Genomic DNA, 18,031 nt, shown 5'->3' with positions numbered 1-18,031 from the left:
GCAACCCGAGGCGCAACCCGCGCCATCAGCGCATGCCCGGCATCATGCCTTTCATGCCGCGCATCATCTTCTGCAGGTTGCCGCCCTTCAGCTTCTTCATCATCGTGCGCATCTGGTCGTACTGGTTCAGCATGCGGTTGACTTCCTGCACCTGAACGCCGGCACCGGCTGCGATGCGGCGCTTGCGCGTCGCCTTGATCAGTTCGGGCCGGGCGCGCTCTTTCGGTGTCATCGAGTTGATGATGCCTTCCATGCGACGCATCTGCTTTTCGGCCTGGCCCATGTCGGCTCCGGCTGCGGCCTGCTGAAACTGCGCGGGAAGCTTGTCCATCAGCGTGGAGAGGCCACCCATGTTTTTCATCTGCGAAAGCTGCGCGCGGAAATCGTTGAGATCGAAGTCGCCGCCTTTCTTGACCTTATCGGCGAGCTTCTGTGCGGCTTGTACATCGACGCCGCGTTGCGCTTCCTCGACGAGCGCGAGAATGTCGCCCATGCCGAGAATCCGGTTCGCCATGCGGTCCGGATAGAAGATTTCGAGGCCGTCGAGCTTTTCCGCGACGCCGACGAACTTGATCGGCTTGCCCGTCACGTGACGCACCGACAGCGCCGCGCCACCGCGCGAGTCGCCGTCGAGCTTCGTCAGCACGACGCCGGTGAGCGGCAGCGCGTCGTTGAACGCCTTCGCGGTGTTCACGGCATCCTGACCGAGCATCGCATCGACGACGAACAACGTTTCCGCCGGCTTCAGCGTCGTGTGCAGCGCGGCGATCTCCTGCATCATCAGTTCGTCGATACCAAGACGGCCAGCCGTGTCGACGATCAGCACATCGTGATAGTGACGCTTCGCCCAGTCGACGGCGGCGCGCGAGATGTCGACCGGCTTCTGGTCGGGTTCCGAGGGGAAGAAGTCCGCGCCGACCTGTTCGGTTACCGTCTTCAGCTGCGCGATAGCAGCGGGGCGGTAGACGTCACAGGAAACGGTGAGCACCTTTTTCTTGTACTTCTCGCGAAGCAGCTTGGCGAGTTTGCCGACAGTGGTCGTCTTACCGGCGCCTTGCAGACCGGCCATCAGGATGACGGCGGGCGGCGTGACGGCCAGATTCAGTTCGACGGCCTTGCCTTCGTAGTCGCCGCCGATAATCGCGGTCAGCTCGCGCTGCACCACGCCGACGAGCGCCTGACCCGGCGAGAGGCTGCTGATCACTTCTTCGCCGAGCGCCTTTTCCTTCACCTTCGAGATGAAGTCGCGCACGACGGGCAGCGCCACGTCGGCCTCCAGCAGCGCGAGACGGACTTCGCGCAGCATTTCCTGGGTGTTCGCCTCGGTAAGGCGGGCTTCGCCGCGCAGCGTCTTGACGACGCGCGCCATCCGTTGGGTCAGATTGTCGAGCATGGGGAACGATGGGCAGTGCGGCCGGTGCAGTGCGACGCCGGAGACCGGAGACGTCGTGAGGCAAGGGCCTGGTGTAAACTTCGAATATGGATATTGTACTGTATGCCCTCACTGCGCTCCTGTACGGCGGTCTCGCCGTCGCGGGCTGGCGTTCGCACCGGCACACCGCGCTGCGCCCGGTGCTGGAGAGCGTGCCGTCGATCCCGGTTCCGCCGAATGTATCGGCGGCGTCAGGCATGAGCCCTTCGGGCCGCGCGCTGCTGTTCGTCGCGCTGCTCGCGCACGGCGTGCTGCTGCATACCACCATCTTTCCGCAGAATGCGATGGTGTTCGGTTTCGCGTTCGCGCTGTCGGCGATGTTCTGGCTCGGCGCCGGCATCTACTGGATCGAAAGTTTCTTTTTCCCGCTCGACGGTCTGCGTCTGCTGGTGCTGCCGCTCGCATGCGTCGCGTCGCTCCTGCCGCTCGCGTTCAACGGCGTGCGCGTGCTGCCGTATTCCGCCGCGCCGCTCTTCAAGCTGCACTTCCTGATCGCGAACGTCGCGTATGGGCTGTTCGCGATCGCCGCGCTGCACGCTGTATTGATGCTGCTCGTCGAGCGCCGGTTGCACGCAATGCGTGGCGGCGGCGCGCTGCAGCGGCAGAACCCGGCTGCGGGCAACAGCTGGCTGTCGAGCTGGCTCGATACGCTGCCGCCGCTGCTCACGCTGGAAAAACTCCTGTTCCGTCTGATCGGTGCCGGCTTTGTGCTGCTGACACTGACGCTGATCTCCGGCATTCTCTTTAGCGAACAACTGGTGGACCGGCCGCTCAGGCTCGATCACAAAACAGTGTTCGCCATTCTTTCGTGGCTGATGTTCGGCGCGCTGCTCACCGCGCGCAGGGTTTCCGGCTGGCGCGGCCGTGCCGCATTGCGCTGGGTGCTGGCGTCATTCGCGGCGTTGCTGCTCGCGTATGTCGGCAGCCGTTTTGTTTTCGAGGTGCTGTTGCACCGTCCTGTGGTCTGAGCGTCATCATGCGACAAATTTTTCTGCTGATCCTGCTGTTCATCGTCGGTAACTGGCTCGTCAAGGCCGTGCGCCGCGCCGACGCGAAGGCGTCCGCCGCGCGAACCGGTGCTGCGTCGTCGGGCACGGCGGCGGGCGGCGCGCAGCGCGCGTCCGAAGCGCCGGAACTCGCCGAGCCGATGATCCGTTGCGCCGAGTGCGGCGTCCACGCGCCGAAGAGCGACTCCGTTGTCGTCGCGGGTCAGCCGTTCTGCAGCGCCGATCACGCGCATCGGCACGCCTCGCGCCCGACCGGGCGTGACGCACGATGAGCGTCGACTTCACCGTCGATGCCGACGGTTGGGTCCCCGCTGCACGCAAACTGCCCTCGCCGAATTTCGAAGCGCGCCCCGACGGCGTGCGGCCGACGCTCGTCGTCGTCCACAACATCAGCCTGCCGCCCAATGAGTTCGGCGGCACGGCGATCACCGAACTGTTCCAGAACCGCCTCGACTGCGACGCGCATCCTTATTACGACTCGCATCTGCGTGGTGTGAAGGTGTCGGCGCACTTCGTGATCCCTCGCGACGGCGCGCTCGAGCAATATGTATCGTGCGACGCGCGCGCGTGGCACGCGGGCGCGTCGAACTTCTTCGGCCGCGAGCGCTGCAACGACTTCTCGATCGGCGTTGAACTCGAAGGCAGCGACGCCACTGCATTCGAACCGGCGCAATACCGGACGTTGAGCGCGCTCGTGAAGGCGCTCGTCGCGCACTATCCGGTCGAAGCACTGGCCGGTCACTCGGACATCGCGCCGGGTCGCAAGACCGATCCTGGTCCTCACTTCGAGTGGCAACGCCTTCAACACGATTGCGCGTTGCCCGCTCGGTATTTCCCCTATCTCTCTCTTTCCTCCGCGTCATAAAGCCATCGTCCGATGCTTCCCGCGCGCATCGCAAAACGTTGCGGAGCCTTGCTGTCCGCGCGGTCCCGTCCGGCTTGGAGGCATCAAAAGTCAAGCGCCTGCAGCCAAATAAAATAATTTGAGATGCCGGGAAGTTCCACTATACTTTGTGTAAGGAATCGGTTTCCGAACTAGATGTTGTGGTGGTCTGGCGGCGCCCCGCTTTACAAGCATGGCGCCGCATGCATTCCAGGCGTTGAAAAAAACATTCGACTGGTGTCGGCCGATGAGAGCGGCTGCACCGGCAACCTCGGGGAAAGGGCACAGCCAGTGATCGCGACTCGCATGATGAAGACCGTTGTCCAGTCCGCCGCGTCGCATCCGGTCAGCAGACCTCGCCGGCCCACTCTCCACACCCTTACGCTCGCGCCAGTCTTATGCGCGGCGCAGCGATCGTACTAATCCGCGGTTTCTCCGCACCATTCCAGACCAGGAGCTTTGCACATGCAAACGACCGACAACGTGACGACCCGGTATGAGGGCGCACCAACTGGCCAACCGTTCGGTGGACAGGCACAGGGTGGCCAGGCGCTCGCGCCGCAGGCAACCTTCGCCGACTACAAGGTGATCCGTCGTAACGGCAGCGTCGTGTCGTTCGAGCCTTCGAAGATCGCGATCGCGGTCACGAAGGCGTTCCTCGCCGTCAACGGTGGTCAGGGCGCGGCGTCGGCGCGTGTGCGCGAGCTGGTGGAGCAGCTCACGCAAAGCGTCGTGCGCGCGCTGCTGCGCAGCCGTCCGAACGGCGGCACGTTCCATATTGAAGACATCCAGGATCAGGTCGAACTCGCGCTGATGCGTGGCGGCGAGCATAACGTCGCGCGTGCTTACGTGCTGTATCGCGAGAAGCGCACGCAGGAACGCAGCCACGAGCCGGAAGCGGCTGCAGGCGCGTCGGGTCTGAATGTGGTCGACGGCGGCGTGACGCGCCCGCTGGATATGGCTGCGCTGCGCGGCATCATCGAATCCGCCTGCGCGAACCTGGGCGACGCCGTGAGCGCCGAGCCGATCGTCGCTGAAACGGTGAAGAACCTGTACGACGGCGTACCGATGAGCCAGGTCTACGACTCGGCCATCCTGGCGGCACGCACGATGATCGAAAAGGATCCGGCATACAGCCAGGTCACGGCCCGCATCCTGCTGCACACGATCCGCCGCGAGATCCTCGAAGAGGAAGTCACGCAGAGCGAAATGGCCGACCGTTACGCCGAATACTTCCCGCAGTTCATCAAGCGCGGCGTGCAGGCTGAACTGCTCGACGACAAACTGATGCAGTACGACCTGAAGCGTCTGGGCGCCGCGCTCGACAACAGCCGCGACCTGCAGTTCGGCTACCTCGGCCTGCAAACGCTGTACGACCGCTACTTCCTGCATAGCGACGGCGTGCGTATCGAGATGCCCCAGGCATTCTTTATGCGTGTCGCGATGGGTCTCGCCCTGAACGAAGTCGACCGCGAAGCACGTGCGATCGAGTTCTACAACGTGCTGTCGAGCTTCGACTTCATGTCGTCCACGCCGACGTTGTTCAACTCGGGCACGCGTCGCTCGCAACTGTCGTCGTGCTACCTGACAACGGTCGATGACGACCTCGACGGCATCTACGAAGCGCTGAAGGAAAATGCGCTGCTGTCGAAGTTCGCCGGCGGTCTCGGCAACGACTGGACGCGCGTGCGTGCACTCGGCTCGCACATCAAGGGCACCAATGGCAAGTCGCAAGGCGTCGTGCCGTTCCTGAAGGTGGTGAACGACACGGCTGTGGCCGTGAACCAGGGCGGCAAGCGCAAGGGCGCGGTGTGTGCGTACCTGGAATCGTGGCACCTCGACATCGAAGAATTCCTGGAGCTGCGCAAGAACACCGGTGACGACCGTCGCCGTACGCACGACATGAACACGGCGAACTGGATTCCCGACCTGTTCATGAAGCGCGTGCACGAAGGCGGCGACTGGACGCTGTTCTCGCCGTCCACCTGCCCGGACCTGCACGACAAGTTCGGCGCTGAGTTCGAAGCAGCTTACACAGCTTACGAAGACAAGGTCGCCCGCGGCGAGATCAAGCTGTTCAAGAAGGTCCCGGCGGCGCAACTCTGGCGCAAGATGCTCGGCATGCTGTTCGAAACCGGCCATCCGTGGATCACGTTCAAGGATCCGTGCAACATCCGTTCGCCGCAGCAACATGTGGGCGTCGTGCACTCGTCGAACCTGTGCACGGAAATCACGCTGAACACCAGCGACACCGAAATCGCCGTCTGCAACCTCGGCTCGGTGAACCTCGTCGCCCACCTGAAGGAACAGGCCGACGGCACGCTGGTGCTCGACCACGACAAGCTGAAGCGCACCGTCAGCGTCGCGATGCGCATGCTCGACAACGTGATCGACATCAACTACTACGCGGTCGCCAAGGCACGTAACTCGAACCTGAAGCACCGTCCGGTCGGCATGGGCATCATGGGCTTCCAGGACTGCCTGCACCTGCTGCGCACGCCGTACGCATCGGAAGAAGCGGTCAGGTTCGCCGATACGTCGATGGAAGCGGTCTGCTACTACGCGTACTACGCGTCGACGGAACTGGCCGAAGAGCGTGGCCGTTATTCGAGCTACCGCGGCTCGCTGTGGGATCGCGGCATCCTCCCGCAGGACACGCTGAAGCTGCTCGCCGAAGCGCGTGGCGGGTATGTGGAAGTCGATTCGAGCGAATCGATGGACTGGACCGAACTGCGTTCCCGCATTGCAACGTACGGCATGCGCAACTCGAACTGCGTCGCGATCGCGCCGACGGCGACGATCTCGAACATCATCGGCGTCTCCGCCTGTATCGAGCCGACGTTCCAGAACCTGTATGTGAAGTCGAACCTGTCGGGCGAATTCACGGTGGTCAACGACTACCTGGTTCGCGATCTGAAGGCGCGCGGCCTGTGGGACGAAGTGATGGTCGCCGACCTGAAGTACTTCGACGGCACGCTGTCGCGCATCGACCGCATCCCGGCCGACCTCCGCGCGATCTACGCAACGGCGTTCGAAGTCGATCCGAAGTGGCTGGTCGAGGCGGCATCGCGTCGCCAGAAGTGGATCGACCAGGCGCAGTCGCTGAACATCTATATGGGTGGCGCGTCGGGCAAGAAGCTCGACGAGGTCTACAAGCTCGCATGGCTGCGCGGTCTCAAGACCACGTACTACCTCCGCACGATGGCGGCGACGCACGTCGAGAAGTCGACGGTGGCGCACGGCGCGCTGAACGCGGTGTCGTCGGGCGGCGGCGAAGGTTCGGGCGGTGCTGCAGGTGGCGCGGCTGGCGGCTTCGGCGCGAGCGGCGGCGCTTCGTCGGGTGGTCTGCAGGCGGCGGCCCATGCAGCACCCGCAGCAATCGAACTCGAAGCAGCGCCGGAAGCGGACGGCCCCGTGTGCATGATGCGTCCGGGCGATCCGGGCTTCGAAGAGTGCGAGGCTTGCCAGTAATACAGAGGTGACGGCCGGCGTGAGCCGGTCGTGAAGCAGAAAGTGAGCGGTGGCGGCGAGTGCCGTTGCCGCTCACAAATAGATGCACTCAAGAAAAGTGGCCGCGCAGTAACACACCGCACTTCGCGTCTCGCGCAGGGCGCTACGTGCATCGCAACATCGTCGGCGCGGATCGACGCCTGCGAGGAAACCCTGAACTTTGTACGCAATGCGTAGCCGGACAGAGAAGGCAACGCAGCAAGGCAAGCCAGGCGACACAGATTAGAAGTGCCTCGATGATCAACTCGATGTTCAGTTTGAGATCGACTCGCGGTCTCTTCGAAGTCACTTCGAACGACGTCGAAGCGACGTTGAGGCGACATCAAAACGAGGCACTTTCGATGAAGCAAAGACCTTCAGCATCACATGCTTCGATCGCTTCACATGAAGCGACAGACTCACTCTGTTGAACAAAGTGTTGTATGCAGGTCGCAACGCGAATCGAAAACAGGATTTTTCGTGAGCGAACTCTTTTATCGCTAACGAAAAGATGGTACAAACCGTTCTAAATTGATGGTGACATTTATGCTCAACTGGGATGACGAGATTACTGCCGTAACTCCCGCGAGTGCTTCGCAACAGAATGCGTTGCGCAACGCTTCGGAACCGGCTGTCGGAACGCAGGCTGCAACGCGTGCCGCTCATCAGGCTCCCTCGGCTCAGGACATCTTCGCGAACGACATCGCTGTCGCTCCGTATGCTGCTACTGCTGCTGCTCAGGCAACCTCGCCGGCAACCGCGCCGGCCGCCGCTTCGGAAGCGCGCGTGAATGTCGCCGACAAGCGCATCATCAACGGCCAGACTGACGTCAACCAGCTGGTGCCGTTCAAATACAAGTGGGCGTGGGAAAAGTATCTGGCTGGTTGCGCAAACCACTGGATGCCGCAGGAAATCAACATGTCCCGCGACATCGCGCTCTGGAAAGACCCGAACGGTCTGACTGAAGACGAGCGCCGCGTCGTCAAACGCAACCTCGGTTTCTTCGTGACGGCGGATTCGCTGGCCGCGAACAACATCGTGCTGGGCACCTACCGCCACATCACGGCGCCCGAATGCCGCCAGTTCCTGCTGCGCCAGGCGTTCGAAGAGGCGATCCACACGCACGCTTACCAGTACATCGTCGAATCGCTCGGCCTGGACGAAGGCGAGATCTTCAATGCGTATCACGAAGTCTCCTCGATCCGTGCGAAAGACGAGTTCCTTATTCCGTTCATCCACACGCTGACCGATCCGGCCTTCAAGACCGGGACGCTCGAAGCCGACCAGACGCTGCTCCGGTCGCTGATCGTGTTCGCCTGTGTGATGGAAGGCCTCTTCTTCTATGTCGGCTTCACGCAGATTCTTGCACTAGGCCGCCAGAACAAGATGACCGGCGCAGCGGAACAGTATCAATACATCCTGCGCGATGAATCGATGCACTGCAATTTCGGCATCGACCTCATCAACCAGATCAAACTCGAAAACCCGCATCTGTGGACGGCTGAGTTCCGCGCGGAAATCCGCGAAATCTTCAAGCAGGCTGTCGATCTCGAATATCGCTACGCAGAAGACACGATGCCGCGCGGGGTGCTCGGCCTCAATGCGTCGATGTTCAAGAGCTATCTGCGCTTCATCTGCAACCGCCGTTGCCAGCAGATCGGTCTCGATCCGCTGTTCCCGAACGAGGAAAACCCGTTCCCGTGGATGAGCGAGATGATCGACTTGAAGAAGGAACGCAACTTCTTCGAAACGCGGGTCATTGAATATCAGACAGGCGGCGCTCTCTCCTGGGAATAAGCCGGGAACGCGTCGTAGACGAAATTGATGGGGATGCCGCTGGCCGCTCGATGTGGTCGGTGGCACATAAGGTTAGGAGCAGGAACGCCTGATGCAAAGCACGCCCGGTGCGCCATGTGCCTCGATGGCAATGGCCCACAACGATGACAGGCACTTTGCGAACCCTTCAGTGGGATGGGCAAACTTCCCCCCGGAAAAAGCTGCTGGCCTCGAGGCCTGCGGTTCGATCAAGCAATTGCCGGCGTCGGAATCCGACGCCGACCAGATCTGGCGCGCGGTGCTGTATGGCACCGCGCGCCTTACCGCATTCATTAGCGTAAGCGCGCTGCACCTGCGTACGCCGATGAATAGCCCGCTTCGTAGCGCGCGCCCTGAGAAGCGTCCGCGGGAAGCGGGTTTTGACGAAGGGTGTTGTTTGAACTGACTCTCATCTGAAAACCTGAAGGAGAAAATGATGGCAACTGCAAAAAAAGCCGCCGCCAAGAAGGCCCCGGCAAAGAAAGTCGCTGCAAAGAAAGCTGCACCGGCAAAGAAAGCAGCCGTTAAGAAAGTCGCAGTGAAGAAGGTTGCAGCGAAGAAAGTGGCAGTGAAGAAGGTCGCAGCGAAGAAGGCAGCGCCGGCGAAGAAGGTTGCAGCGAAGAAGGTTGCTGCCAAGAAAGTCGCTGTGAAGAAGGTTGCAGCGAAGAAGGCAGCACCGGCGAAGAAGGCCGCTGCGAAGAAGGCGCCTGCGAAGAAGGTTGCAGCGAAGAAGGTTGCCAAGAAGGCAGCACCGGCCAAGAAGGCTGCAGCGAAGAAGGCTGCGCCTGCGAAAAAGGCTGCTGCTAAAAAGGCGCCTGCTAAAAAGGCTGCTGCCAAGAAGGCTGCCCCTGCCAAGAAGGCTGCCGCCAAGAAGGCTGCCCCTGCCAAGAAGGCTGCCCCTGCGAAGAAGGCTGCCCCTGCGAAGAAGGCTGTCGCGAAGAAGGCTGCGCCTGCTCCCGCTGCGCCTGCTGCATCGAGCGCGCCGGCTGCGACGGTGAAGACCGCGTTGAATCCGGCTGCTGCATGGCCGTTTCCGACTGGCAGCCGTCCGTAAGACGCTGAAGCAGTAATCAGGCACATCACGATGTGTCCGATGATTGGGTAGAACAGGACCCAATCACCGTCCCGTCACCGGTTTACCGGTGGCGGGATTTTTTTCGTCTGTGGGTTCTGGATTGCCGGGTTCGCCGCGCTCAACCGGCGCGATCGATGCGTGTGCGTCCCAAGGGACGAAAAAAAGCGCATGCACAGGGGAGGGCATGCGCGTGAGATCGCCGCATCGACACACGTGCCGACGCGACTCAGGGGACATTGCTCAGAGCAAACGGATCATCGGGATCAGTTAGTGCGTCACTCGCGTCACGCCGCCGCTCGAGAGCAGACGCACGCGTTCGCCCGCGCGGAAGATCTCGCCCGTGGCGCTCTGTGTGATCGCACGCAGGTCGCCATTGTCGAGTCGCACGGTAATTTCGACGCCGTCACGCACCGCCGTGCCGTTTTCTACCGCATTGCCGGCCACCGCGCCGACCAGACCGCCGACGATGCCCGTCAGGATCGAGCCCTTGCCGCCGCCGATCGTGCTGCCTGCCACCGCACCCAGCGCGCCACCGCCAATCGCGCCGAGGCCGCTCGGCTGCCCGTTGTTCGTACTGATCTTCACCGCGCGCACGCTGTCGACGGTGCCCATGCGCACCGTTTCTTCACGTTGCGCCTGCGACGCCGTGTAGACGTCGGCCGAACTGCTGTTGTACGCGCAGCCTGTCATGATCAGCGAACCTGCGATCATCACCGCTACTACCAGGCGACTCGTTTTCATTCCCCACACTCCACTCATTTACGGCAGGTCGTATCCAAACGCCTGCTTGAATCGTTCGTTGATCTCTGAGCGCGACGGCGCATAGTTCTGCGGCCCTTGCTGTTCGATCTTGAGCGCGCCCATCAGGCTCGCGAGGCGGCCGGTCGTAGCCCAGCCGAGGTTGTTCTCGATGCCGTAGAGCAGGCCGCCGCGGAACGCGTCGCCGCAGCCGGTTGGATCGAGCACCTGTTTCGCGGTGACAGCCGGGATGTCTTCGATCTTGCCTGCGTGATGAATCTGCGCACCCTGTTCGCCGCGCGTGACGATCAGTGCGTCGACGCGGCTCGCGATCTCGCCGATCGACCAGCCCGTCTTGTCGCTGACGAGCGCGGCTTCGTAATCATTGACTGCTACGTAAGTGGCAAGTTCAATCATGCGGCGCAGCGACGCGCCGTCGAAAAGCGGCAGTCCCTGGCCCGGATCGAAGATGAACGGCACGCCGGCCGCAGCGAGCTCTTCCGAATGCTGGATCATGCCGTCGAAGCCGTCCGGCGCAACGATACCGAGCGTGATGCCCTTCGCTTCGCCCGCGTGGTTCACGTGCGATTGCATCATCGCGCCCGGGTGGAACGCGGTGATCTGGTTGTTTTCCAGGTCGGTCGTGATCATCGCCTGCGCGGAATACGTGTCGGGCAGCACGCGCACGTGTTCCGTCGACAGACCGAGGCTCGCGAAGCGATCCATGTACAGCTGCGCGTCGACGGCGCCCATCGTCGCCATGATGCGCGCGTCGCCGCCGAGCAGTTTCAGCGAGTACGCGATGTTGCCGGCGCAGCCGCCGAACTCGCGGCGCATCGTCGGGACGAGGAAGCTCACGTTCAGGATGTGGACCTGCTCAGGCAGGATGTGCTCCCGAAAGCGACCTTCGAAGGTCATGATGTTGTCGTAGGCGAGCGAACCGCAAATGAGCGTGGCCAAGGCAAACGTTCCTGTAAATAGCGTGGGTAAAGAGCGCCGCGCGAAAGTCCGTGGTTGCAGCCGGATACGAGCCCGGATGCGAAAGCGCCGCGCAGTTGCGCGGCGCGAACCCACGTGCGGCAAGGTTTTATTTCAGCGCGCCGAGCGCGGCGTCGTAGTTCGGCTCGTTCTTGATCTCGCTGACGAGTTCCGCATGCACGACGTTGTCGTTTTCATCGATCACGACGACTGCGCGTGCCGTCAGGCCCGTCAGCGGGCCGCTCGTCACATCGACGCCGTACGCCTTCGCGAAGTCATGGCCACGGAACGTCGATGCCGTGACGACGTTCTCGATGCCTTCCGTCGTGCAGAAGCGCGATGCGGCGAACGGCAGGTCGCCCGACACGACGATCACGGTCGTGTTCGACAGCTTGCCCGCGGCCTCGTTGAACTTGCGCGTCGACGTGGCGCAGGTCGGCGTGTCGAGGCTCGGGACGATGTTCAGCACCTTGCGCTTGCCGGCGAAATCGGTGAGCGCGACCGGCTTCAGATCCTTGCCGACGAGCGAGAACGCAGGCGCCTTCTGGCCCACGGACGGAAACGTGCCGGCTACTTCGATCGGGTTGCCACCCAGCGTGACTTGACTCATGTTGTGCTCCGGAAATACGTCAGAGTTGACAGTAAACGCGCCCGGTCCGGCTGGGCGCGCGAGGGATGCGTAACTGCTGCCTTCACGGCGTCGAGGACGTCAGCGGCGTCGCGATTGCCGCGAGCGCCGGCGACGTCGGGAACGTCAGGGGTAAAAAATCTGCACGCGGAAATTCGATGCGACGGCATCGCCGGTATCGAGACGCACGACCATCGTCTGTGTCGTACGCGCCGGAAGCCCTGCGGCAATCTGCGTGCCAGCCGGCACGTAGTCCTGCGGCCACAGCACACGACGGATCGCGATGTTGTTCTGTGCGTCGAGCAGCGTGAGCTCGATCGCCGGATAGGCCAGCGCGACGTTGAAACGGTTCCGCAACGGCATCTTCAGTTCGAGCTTATGCGGGCCGTCCACCTGACGCAGATCAGACGGCTCGACCTGCAGGCCGTCGATATCGCGTGGCGGCGCGACCGTGCAGCCGAACTGCTCGCAAGCCTTCGCGAACAGCGGCTGCGTACCCGGCCAGTAGACCATCACCGTCTCGCGTTGCCACCAGGCGAGCTGCGCAATCAGCGCGACAAACAGGATCAGTGCGACGAGCGTGCCGAAAATGAGCCAGCCGAGCCGGCGCGGCTCGGTCTCGCGCGTCTCGCGAACGACGGCGAATGGTTCGGCATCGTGTTCATCGAGCGACGTGGCGAACGGTTCGCGTGCCGCGGGGTTGAAGCGCGGCTCGCTGTCATGCGTCGCCGAATTGAATGCGCCGACAGGAGGGACGGTCGCGAAAGTCGGCTCGGCCTGTTCCTCGATCGCGGGTTCCGTTGCACGCCAGTTCGTCGTCTCGCGTTCTTCCGCTGCGTGATGGCCGTTGACGTACTCATGCACCGGCTCGTGCATCGTCGGGAAATCGTGCGCGGGCGTCGCGGCCGATCCTTCGTGGGCGGCCCGCCCGGCCGCCTCGCGTTCGATGGCGGATTTCAGCTTCGCCATCGCGGATTCGGAAAGCGGACGATACGGAAGATTCTTCGTGCTGTGACGCAGACGGTCGTCGATCAGCGCGTCCGGCGCGGGTGCCCACGGGTTCCAGGCCTCAGTGCGGAAGTTGGGCGCAACGCCGGCCTGGCGGTGTGCGTCTTCGAACGTGGGCGAGGGCGCGTGCGGTTCGGCGGGCGCGGATGTTTCGAACGGCGTGTGGGGTTCGGCGGCCGCAGGTGTTTCGAACGATGCGTGCGGTTCGACAGGCGCGGGCGTTTCAGCAGGTGCGGGCGTTTCGGCGGCTGCGGGTGGTTCGACGGACGCGGGAGATGACAGGTGTACGGGCGTCTCCGCTGGCATCTCGACAGGCGGGAAGGCGTGCGTTTCGTCAGAAGCGGGAGGCGGCGTGAACGAAGCGTGCGCGGGTGTCTCAACCGGCGCCTCAACGGGCTTCTCTGCTGGCGCCTCGACCGGCTTGCCAAACGTCGGCTCCGCGCGTTTCTCGGCAAGCGCCGCTTCGCCGGCCGCCGCGCCATGCCGCTCATCGGGCGTCGGCGTAGCTGCGGGAGCCGGAGCCGCAACCGGGACCGGACCCGTTTCCCGCTTCAGGTCCGCGCCCGCAATCAACGCCGAGGCGACATCTGCACTGACCGGTTTGGCGTTGGAAAAATCACCGTCGCTGGTTTCGTAGAGACTGCTGGATGCGTCGAAGACTTCGTGACAGTGTCCGCAACGCACGAGCCCGCGCCGCAGCGAAAGATGCGCCGGCTGGAGTCGGAAAACTGTTTCGCAGAAGGGACAGCGCGTCGCCAGGAGCATATTGAGCCGGGAACCCTGAGGGCGTTGAAGTGGACGATAGGCCTATTCTAATGGCTTTCGCGTCGCGTTCCCGTGAGGCAGACCCAGCCCTCGTGTTCACGCCAGACGGAGATGTCGATCCAGCGCTCGTAGACGCGTGCAACCTCGTCCGCCTGCCGCGCGAGAATGCCCGACAGCGCGATGCGGCCGCCCGGTTTCACCTTCGACGCAAGCATCGACGCCATCAGCTTCAGCGGATTCGACAGAATGTTCGCGACGACGATATCGAACTCGCCGGCCGGGCACGCGTCGGGCAGGCCGTACGTCACTTCCGCCCGATTGCGCTCACTGTTCTGACGGGCCGATTCGACCGCCTGCGGATCGATATCGATGCCGATTACCGGGTTCGCGCCGCACTTCTTCGCGAGAATGGCAAGAATGCCGGAGCCGCAGCCATAATCGAGCACCGATTGATCTTTCTCAACATTCTGCTCGAGCCATTCCATGCAAAGACGCGTCGTCGGATGGCTGCCGGTGCCGAATGCGAGGCCCGGATCAAGTTCGAGCACGAGCGCGTCGGGATCCGGCGCGTCGTGCCATGACGGCACGACCCAGATCCGCTCGCCGATCGAAATCGGATCGAACTGCGACTGCGTGAGGCGCACCCAGTCCTGATCTTCGACTTCGCGCACGGTGAACGACGGCGTTGCAGCAAGGCCAAGCTGGTTCGACGCGGCGGCCAGCAGCACCGCCGGATCATGTTCCGCGGCAAGCAGCGCGATCACGCGCGAGCGCTGCCACGCGGTGCGTTCGGGCGTGAGACCGGGCTCGCCGAAAAGCGGCTGCTCGTCGGGCGTGTCGGCGTCCGCATCTTCAACCGATACGGACAGCGCGCCCAGGTCGAGCAGCGCATCGGAGAGATCCTCCGCGTGCTCGCGTTCCAGCTCGACGATCAGTTCCCGGTAGCTCATTGCTTACGCTTCTTCCGGTGCGGCCTGCAGCTTCGCGGCCAGCCGGTTTTCGAGGTAATGAATGCTCGTGCCGCCCTCGACGAACTTTGCGTCGAGCATCAGCTCGCGATGCAGCGGGATGTTGGTCTGGATGCCTTCGACCACCATTTCCGACAGCGCGATGCGCATCCGCCGGATCGCCTGCTCGCGCGTCGCGCCGTAAGCGATCAGCTTGCCGATCATCGAATCATAGTTCGGCGGCACGAAATAGCCGTTATACGCATGCGAGTCGACGCGGATGCCGGGGCCGCCCGGCATGTGCCACGACGTCAAACGTCCAGGCGACGGAATGAACTTGAACGGATCTTCAGCGTTGATACGGCATTCGATCGCGTGGCCGCGGAACTGGACGTCGCGCTGACGCAGCGCCAGCTTCTCGCCAGCGGCGATACGGATCTGTTCCTGCACGATGTCGACGCCGGTAATCAGTTCGGTCACCGGATGCTCGACCTGCACGCGCGTGTTCATTTCGATGAAGTAGAACTCGCCGTTTTCGTACAGGAATTCGAACGTGCCCGCGCCGAGGTAGCCCATCTTCTTGCAGGCGTCCGCGCAACGGTCGCCGATGCGCTCGATCAGGCGGCGCGCGATGCCCGGCGCCGGCGCTTCTTCGATCACCTTCTGGTGACGACGCTGCATCGAGCAGTCGCGCTCGCCGAGCCAGATCGCGTTCTTGAACGAGTCGGACAGAATCTGGATTTCGATGTGCCGCGGGTTCTCCAGGAATTTCTCCATGTAGACCTGCGGATTGCCGAACGCACGGCCCGCTTCTTCGCGCGTCATGTTGACCGCGTTCACGAGCGCTGCTTCGGTGTGGACGACGCGCATGCCGCGCCCGCCGCCGCCGCCCGCCGCCTTGATGATCACCGGATAGCCGACCGCGCGTGCAATTTTCACGATCTCCTTCGGATCTTCCGGCAACGCGCCCTCAGAACCGGGGACGCACGGCACGCCGGTCTTGATCATCGTCTGCTTGGCCGACACCTTGTCGCCCATCAGCCGGATTGTTTCCGGACGCGGGCCGATGAACACGAAGCCCGACTGCTCGACGCGTTCCGCGAAATCCGCGTTTTCCGACAGGAAGCCGTAGCCGGGGTGAATCGCTTCGGCGTCGGTGACTTCGGCCGCGCTGATCAGCGCCGGCATGTTCAGATAGCTCAGGTTCGAAGGCGCCGGGCCGATACAGACCGCCTCGTCGGCGAGCTTCACGTACTTGGCTTCCTTGTCGGCTTCCGAATAGACGACGACCGTCTTGACGCCGAGTTCGCGGCACGCGCGCTGGATACGGAGCGCGATTTCGCCGCGATTGGCAATGAGGATTTTTTCAAACATAGCGGATTTTCGACTCATCAATGGGCGCCGCGGCGGGGGTGACCACGACACTGCGGCTGCCTCAGAGGATCGGTTGCGCGCGCCGGTCAGGGCGCACGCCAGCGGCTGATACGGAATGCGCCGGTTTAGCCGACCACGAAGAGCGGCTGGCCGTATTCGACCGCCTGGCCGTTCTCGACGAGGATTTCCTTGATCACGCCCGACTGGTCGGATTCGATTTCATTCAGCAGCTTCATCGCTTCGATGATGCAGATCGTCTGGCCTTCCTTGACCGTGTCGCCCACCTGGACGAACGGATCGGCGCCCGGCGACGGCGCGCGGTAGAACGTGCCGACCATCGGCGACGTCACCACGTGGCCTTGCGGAGCGGCGGGCGCCGGCACAGCCGGTACGCCTGCAGCGGGTGCTTCGAGTGGCGCGCCGTGCATCGGCATCGGGCCGGAGTACTGCGGCGCGTACGAGGCGGACGGCTGCACGTAAACCGGCGGCGCATTCTTGACGATGCGAACCTTGCCTTCGCCCTCGGTGACTTCGAGTTCAGAAATACCGGACTCGGAGACGAGGTCGATCAGAGTCTTGAGCTTACGTAGATCCATTAGGCATCCCCTTTCAATGCGTGAAGTGCCGGCGTTCGATGACGTCCGGCGCTGAATTAGTGTATTGGAGTCAGCCGCGCGCGGCGCCCGCCTGTCCTGCGGACAGCCGGTCGAGTGCGAATTCGAGTGCGTACAGATATCCCTTCCAGCCAAGGCCGCAGATGACGCCTTCGGCCTGGTCGGAGAAATACGAGTGATGCCGGAACGGTTCGCGACGATGCACGTTCGACAGATGAATCTCGACGAACGGAATGTCGACCCCCGCCAGTGCGTCCCGAATCGCCACGCTGGTATGCGTGTACGCGGCGGGATTGATCAGGATGAAATCGGTTTTTTCGGTTCGCGCGGCCTGGATCCGGTCGACGATCGCCCCTTCATGATTGCTCTGGAAGGACGCGATTTCGACGCTGGCGTCGGCGGCACGGTCAGCGAGCGCCTGATCGATCTGCGGCAAGGTCACGCGCCCATAGACCTCGGGTTCCCGTGTGCCGAGAAGGTTGAGGTTGGGGCCGTGCAGAACCAGCAGTCGCGTCATGGTCGCTTCTATTTCCGTGGAATTGCGCGAACTTTAGCGCTGATTAGAGAAACTTGTCTAGTTTCGCAGGGTCTTCGCGCTGTCCTGGATGCGGGGCGCAAGCGGCGTGCGTCCCGAATTTTTGTCAATTTCGCCTAATTTACGCGTAAAAAGAGGCGTTCGGCGAAGAATTCGGCGCGTTCCGGAATAATGGGCTTAAAGCGCGTCGAGCGTGCGTTTCAGCTCGGCCGGCTGGATTTCGCCCAATTTTGTCGAAAGAACGTTGCCTTTGGCGTCAATAACGACCGTATAGGGAAGGGCGCCCGCGTTGTTCCCAAACGCGCGTGCGAGGTCCGCGCCGCCGAAGCCGGTGACGAAAACCGGATAGTCGACCTTCACCTTTTGCAGGAAAGTCTTCACGTTCTTTTCGGAATCGACGCCGAGCCCGATGAACTGGATGCCCTTCTTCGCGTAGTCGCGATGGAGTTGTGAGAGCGCCGGCATTTCCTCGACGCAGGGTCCGCACCAGGACGCCCAGAAATTCACAACGACCGGATGGCCTTTGAACATCGCAAGCGATTGCGGCTTGCCGTCGGCGTTGGTCACATTCTGCAGCCACAACTGGTTCACGGCGTTCTGCGGGTTGGGTGCCGCCCCGCCAGCCTGTACTGTCTGCGCGGCCTGCGTCGAACCGCTGTTGAGAAACCAGTAGCCGGCAGCGGCCCCGCCGCCCGCTGCCAGAATTGCTACCGCCAGTGCTGCCAGAATCCGCTTCATCTTCG

At 62.8% G+C, this 18,031-nt stretch carries 17 protein-coding genes and 1 pseudogene; 7 read left to right on the top strand and 11 right to left on the bottom strand.

Annotated features, from left to right (window positions below; genetic code table 11):
* Positions 1 to 25 precede the first annotated feature (25 nt).
* Positions 26 to 1,393 carry a signal recognition particle protein gene (gene ffh, locus P3T21_RS08725; protein WP_429255518.1) on the bottom strand — a complete coding sequence of 456 codons (1,368 nt, stop codon included), beginning with the start codon at positions 1,391 to 1,393 and terminating at the stop codon, positions 26 to 28.
* An 86-nt stretch (positions 1,394 to 1,479) separates the two neighbouring features.
* Here ffh and P3T21_RS08720 point away from each other — a divergent pair, with 86 nt between their 5' ends.
* From P3T21_RS08720 to P3T21_RS08690, 7 genes are all read left to right on the top strand, one after another.
* Entirely contained in the window at positions 1,480 to 2,400 is a 921-nt protein-coding gene (locus P3T21_RS08720) for a cytochrome C assembly family protein (protein ID WP_429255517.1), read from the top strand.
* An 8-nt stretch (positions 2,401 to 2,408) separates the two neighbouring features.
* Positions 2,409 to 2,711 carry a PP0621 family protein gene (locus P3T21_RS08715; RefSeq protein WP_429255516.1) on the top strand — a complete coding sequence of 101 codons (303 nt, stop codon included), beginning with the start codon at positions 2,409 to 2,411 and terminating at the stop codon, positions 2,709 to 2,711.
* Positions 2,708 to 3,304, top strand: a complete 597-nt coding sequence (gene ampD, locus P3T21_RS08710; protein ID WP_429255515.1) for a 1,6-anhydro-N-acetylmuramyl-L-alanine amidase AmpD — start codon at positions 2,708 to 2,710, stop codon at positions 3,302 to 3,304. Before P3T21_RS08715 ends, ampD begins: the two co-directional genes overlap by 4 nt.
* A gap of 483 nt (positions 3,305 to 3,787) precedes the next feature.
* Positions 3,788 to 6,793 (top strand): ribonucleoside-diphosphate reductase subunit alpha, encoded by a 3,006-nt coding sequence (locus P3T21_RS08705; protein ID WP_429255514.1) that lies wholly within the window; start codon positions 3,788 to 3,790, stop codon positions 6,791 to 6,793.
* Positions 6,794 to 7,357: 564 nt separating this feature from the next.
* Positions 7,358 to 8,608: a ribonucleotide-diphosphate reductase subunit beta gene (locus P3T21_RS08700; protein ID WP_429255513.1), complete on the top strand. Its 1,251-nt coding sequence runs from the start codon at positions 7,358 to 7,360 to the stop codon at positions 8,606 to 8,608.
* Between the two features lie 91 nt (positions 8,609 to 8,699).
* Complete coding sequence (locus P3T21_RS08695; RefSeq protein WP_429255512.1) at positions 8,700 to 9,032, top strand: hypothetical protein; 333 nt, start codon at positions 8,700 to 8,702, stop codon at positions 9,030 to 9,032.
* A gap of 30 nt (positions 9,033 to 9,062) precedes the next feature.
* Positions 9,063 to 9,680 carry a histone H1-like repetitive region-containing protein gene (locus P3T21_RS08690; protein ID WP_429255511.1) on the top strand — a complete coding sequence of 206 codons (618 nt, stop codon included), beginning with the start codon at positions 9,063 to 9,065 and terminating at the stop codon, positions 9,678 to 9,680.
* Between the two features lie 288 nt (positions 9,681 to 9,968).
* Here P3T21_RS08690 and P3T21_RS08685 read toward each other — a convergent pair whose 3' ends face one another.
* The 10 genes and pseudogenes from P3T21_RS08685 to P3T21_RS08640 all read right to left on the bottom strand — a co-directional run bounded on the left by P3T21_RS08685 (position 9,969) and on the right by P3T21_RS08640 (position 18,026).
* Positions 9,969 to 10,442, bottom strand: coding sequence for a glycine zipper 2TM domain-containing protein (locus tag P3T21_RS08685; RefSeq protein ID WP_429255510.1), 474 nt, complete (start codon positions 10,440 to 10,442; stop codon positions 9,969 to 9,971).
* 18 nt (positions 10,443 to 10,460) lie between these two features.
* Positions 10,461 to 11,399 carry a carbohydrate kinase family protein gene (locus P3T21_RS08680; protein ID WP_429255509.1) on the bottom strand — a complete coding sequence of 313 codons (939 nt, stop codon included), beginning with the start codon at positions 11,397 to 11,399 and terminating at the stop codon, positions 10,461 to 10,463.
* A 127-nt stretch (positions 11,400 to 11,526) separates the two neighbouring features.
* Entirely contained in the window at positions 11,527 to 12,027 is a 501-nt protein-coding gene (gene tpx, locus P3T21_RS08675; protein WP_429255508.1) for a thiol peroxidase, read from the bottom strand.
* Between the two features lie 144 nt (positions 12,028 to 12,171).
* A complete protein-coding gene (locus P3T21_RS08670; protein ID WP_429255574.1) occupies positions 12,172 to 13,737 on the bottom strand; it encodes a DUF3426 domain-containing protein in 1,566 nt (521 codons plus the stop codon).
* Between the two features lie 15 nt (positions 13,738 to 13,752).
* Positions 13,753 to 13,818 (bottom strand): annotated as a pseudogene (locus tag P3T21_RS08665) (hypothetical protein); the annotation flags it as partial.
* Positions 13,819 to 13,865: 47 nt separating this feature from the next.
* Positions 13,866 to 14,768: a 50S ribosomal protein L11 methyltransferase gene (prmA, locus tag P3T21_RS08660; protein ID WP_429255507.1), complete on the bottom strand. Its 903-nt coding sequence runs from the start codon at positions 14,766 to 14,768 to the stop codon at positions 13,866 to 13,868.
* A 3-nt stretch (positions 14,769 to 14,771) separates the two neighbouring features.
* Entirely contained in the window at positions 14,772 to 16,139 is a 1,368-nt protein-coding gene (gene accC / locus P3T21_RS08655; RefSeq protein WP_429255506.1) for an acetyl-CoA carboxylase biotin carboxylase subunit, read from the bottom strand.
* Positions 16,140 to 16,264: 125 nt separating this feature from the next.
* Complete coding sequence (gene accB, locus P3T21_RS08650) at positions 16,265 to 16,735, bottom strand: acetyl-CoA carboxylase biotin carboxyl carrier protein (RefSeq protein ID WP_429255505.1); 471 nt, start codon at positions 16,733 to 16,735, stop codon at positions 16,265 to 16,267.
* Positions 16,736 to 16,805: 70 nt separating this feature from the next.
* The gene (gene aroQ, locus P3T21_RS08645; protein ID WP_429255504.1) at positions 16,806 to 17,270 is read right to left on the bottom strand and encodes a type II 3-dehydroquinate dehydratase; all 465 of its coding nucleotides are present in this window, start codon (positions 17,268 to 17,270) and stop codon (positions 16,806 to 16,808) included.
* 195 nt (positions 17,271 to 17,465) lie between these two features.
* A complete protein-coding gene (locus P3T21_RS08640; RefSeq protein WP_429255503.1) occupies positions 17,466 to 18,026 on the bottom strand; it encodes a TlpA family protein disulfide reductase in 561 nt (186 codons plus the stop codon).
* Between the last annotated feature and the right edge of the window lie 5 nt (positions 18,027 to 18,031).

This window comes from Paraburkholderia sp. GAS334, assembly GCF_050436625.1.
GTDB lineage: Bacteria > Pseudomonadota > Gammaproteobacteria > Burkholderiales > Burkholderiaceae > Paraburkholderia.
The sequence above is the reverse complement of the archived record's forward strand: the minus strand, read 5'-3'. Positions and strand labels throughout refer to the sequence as shown.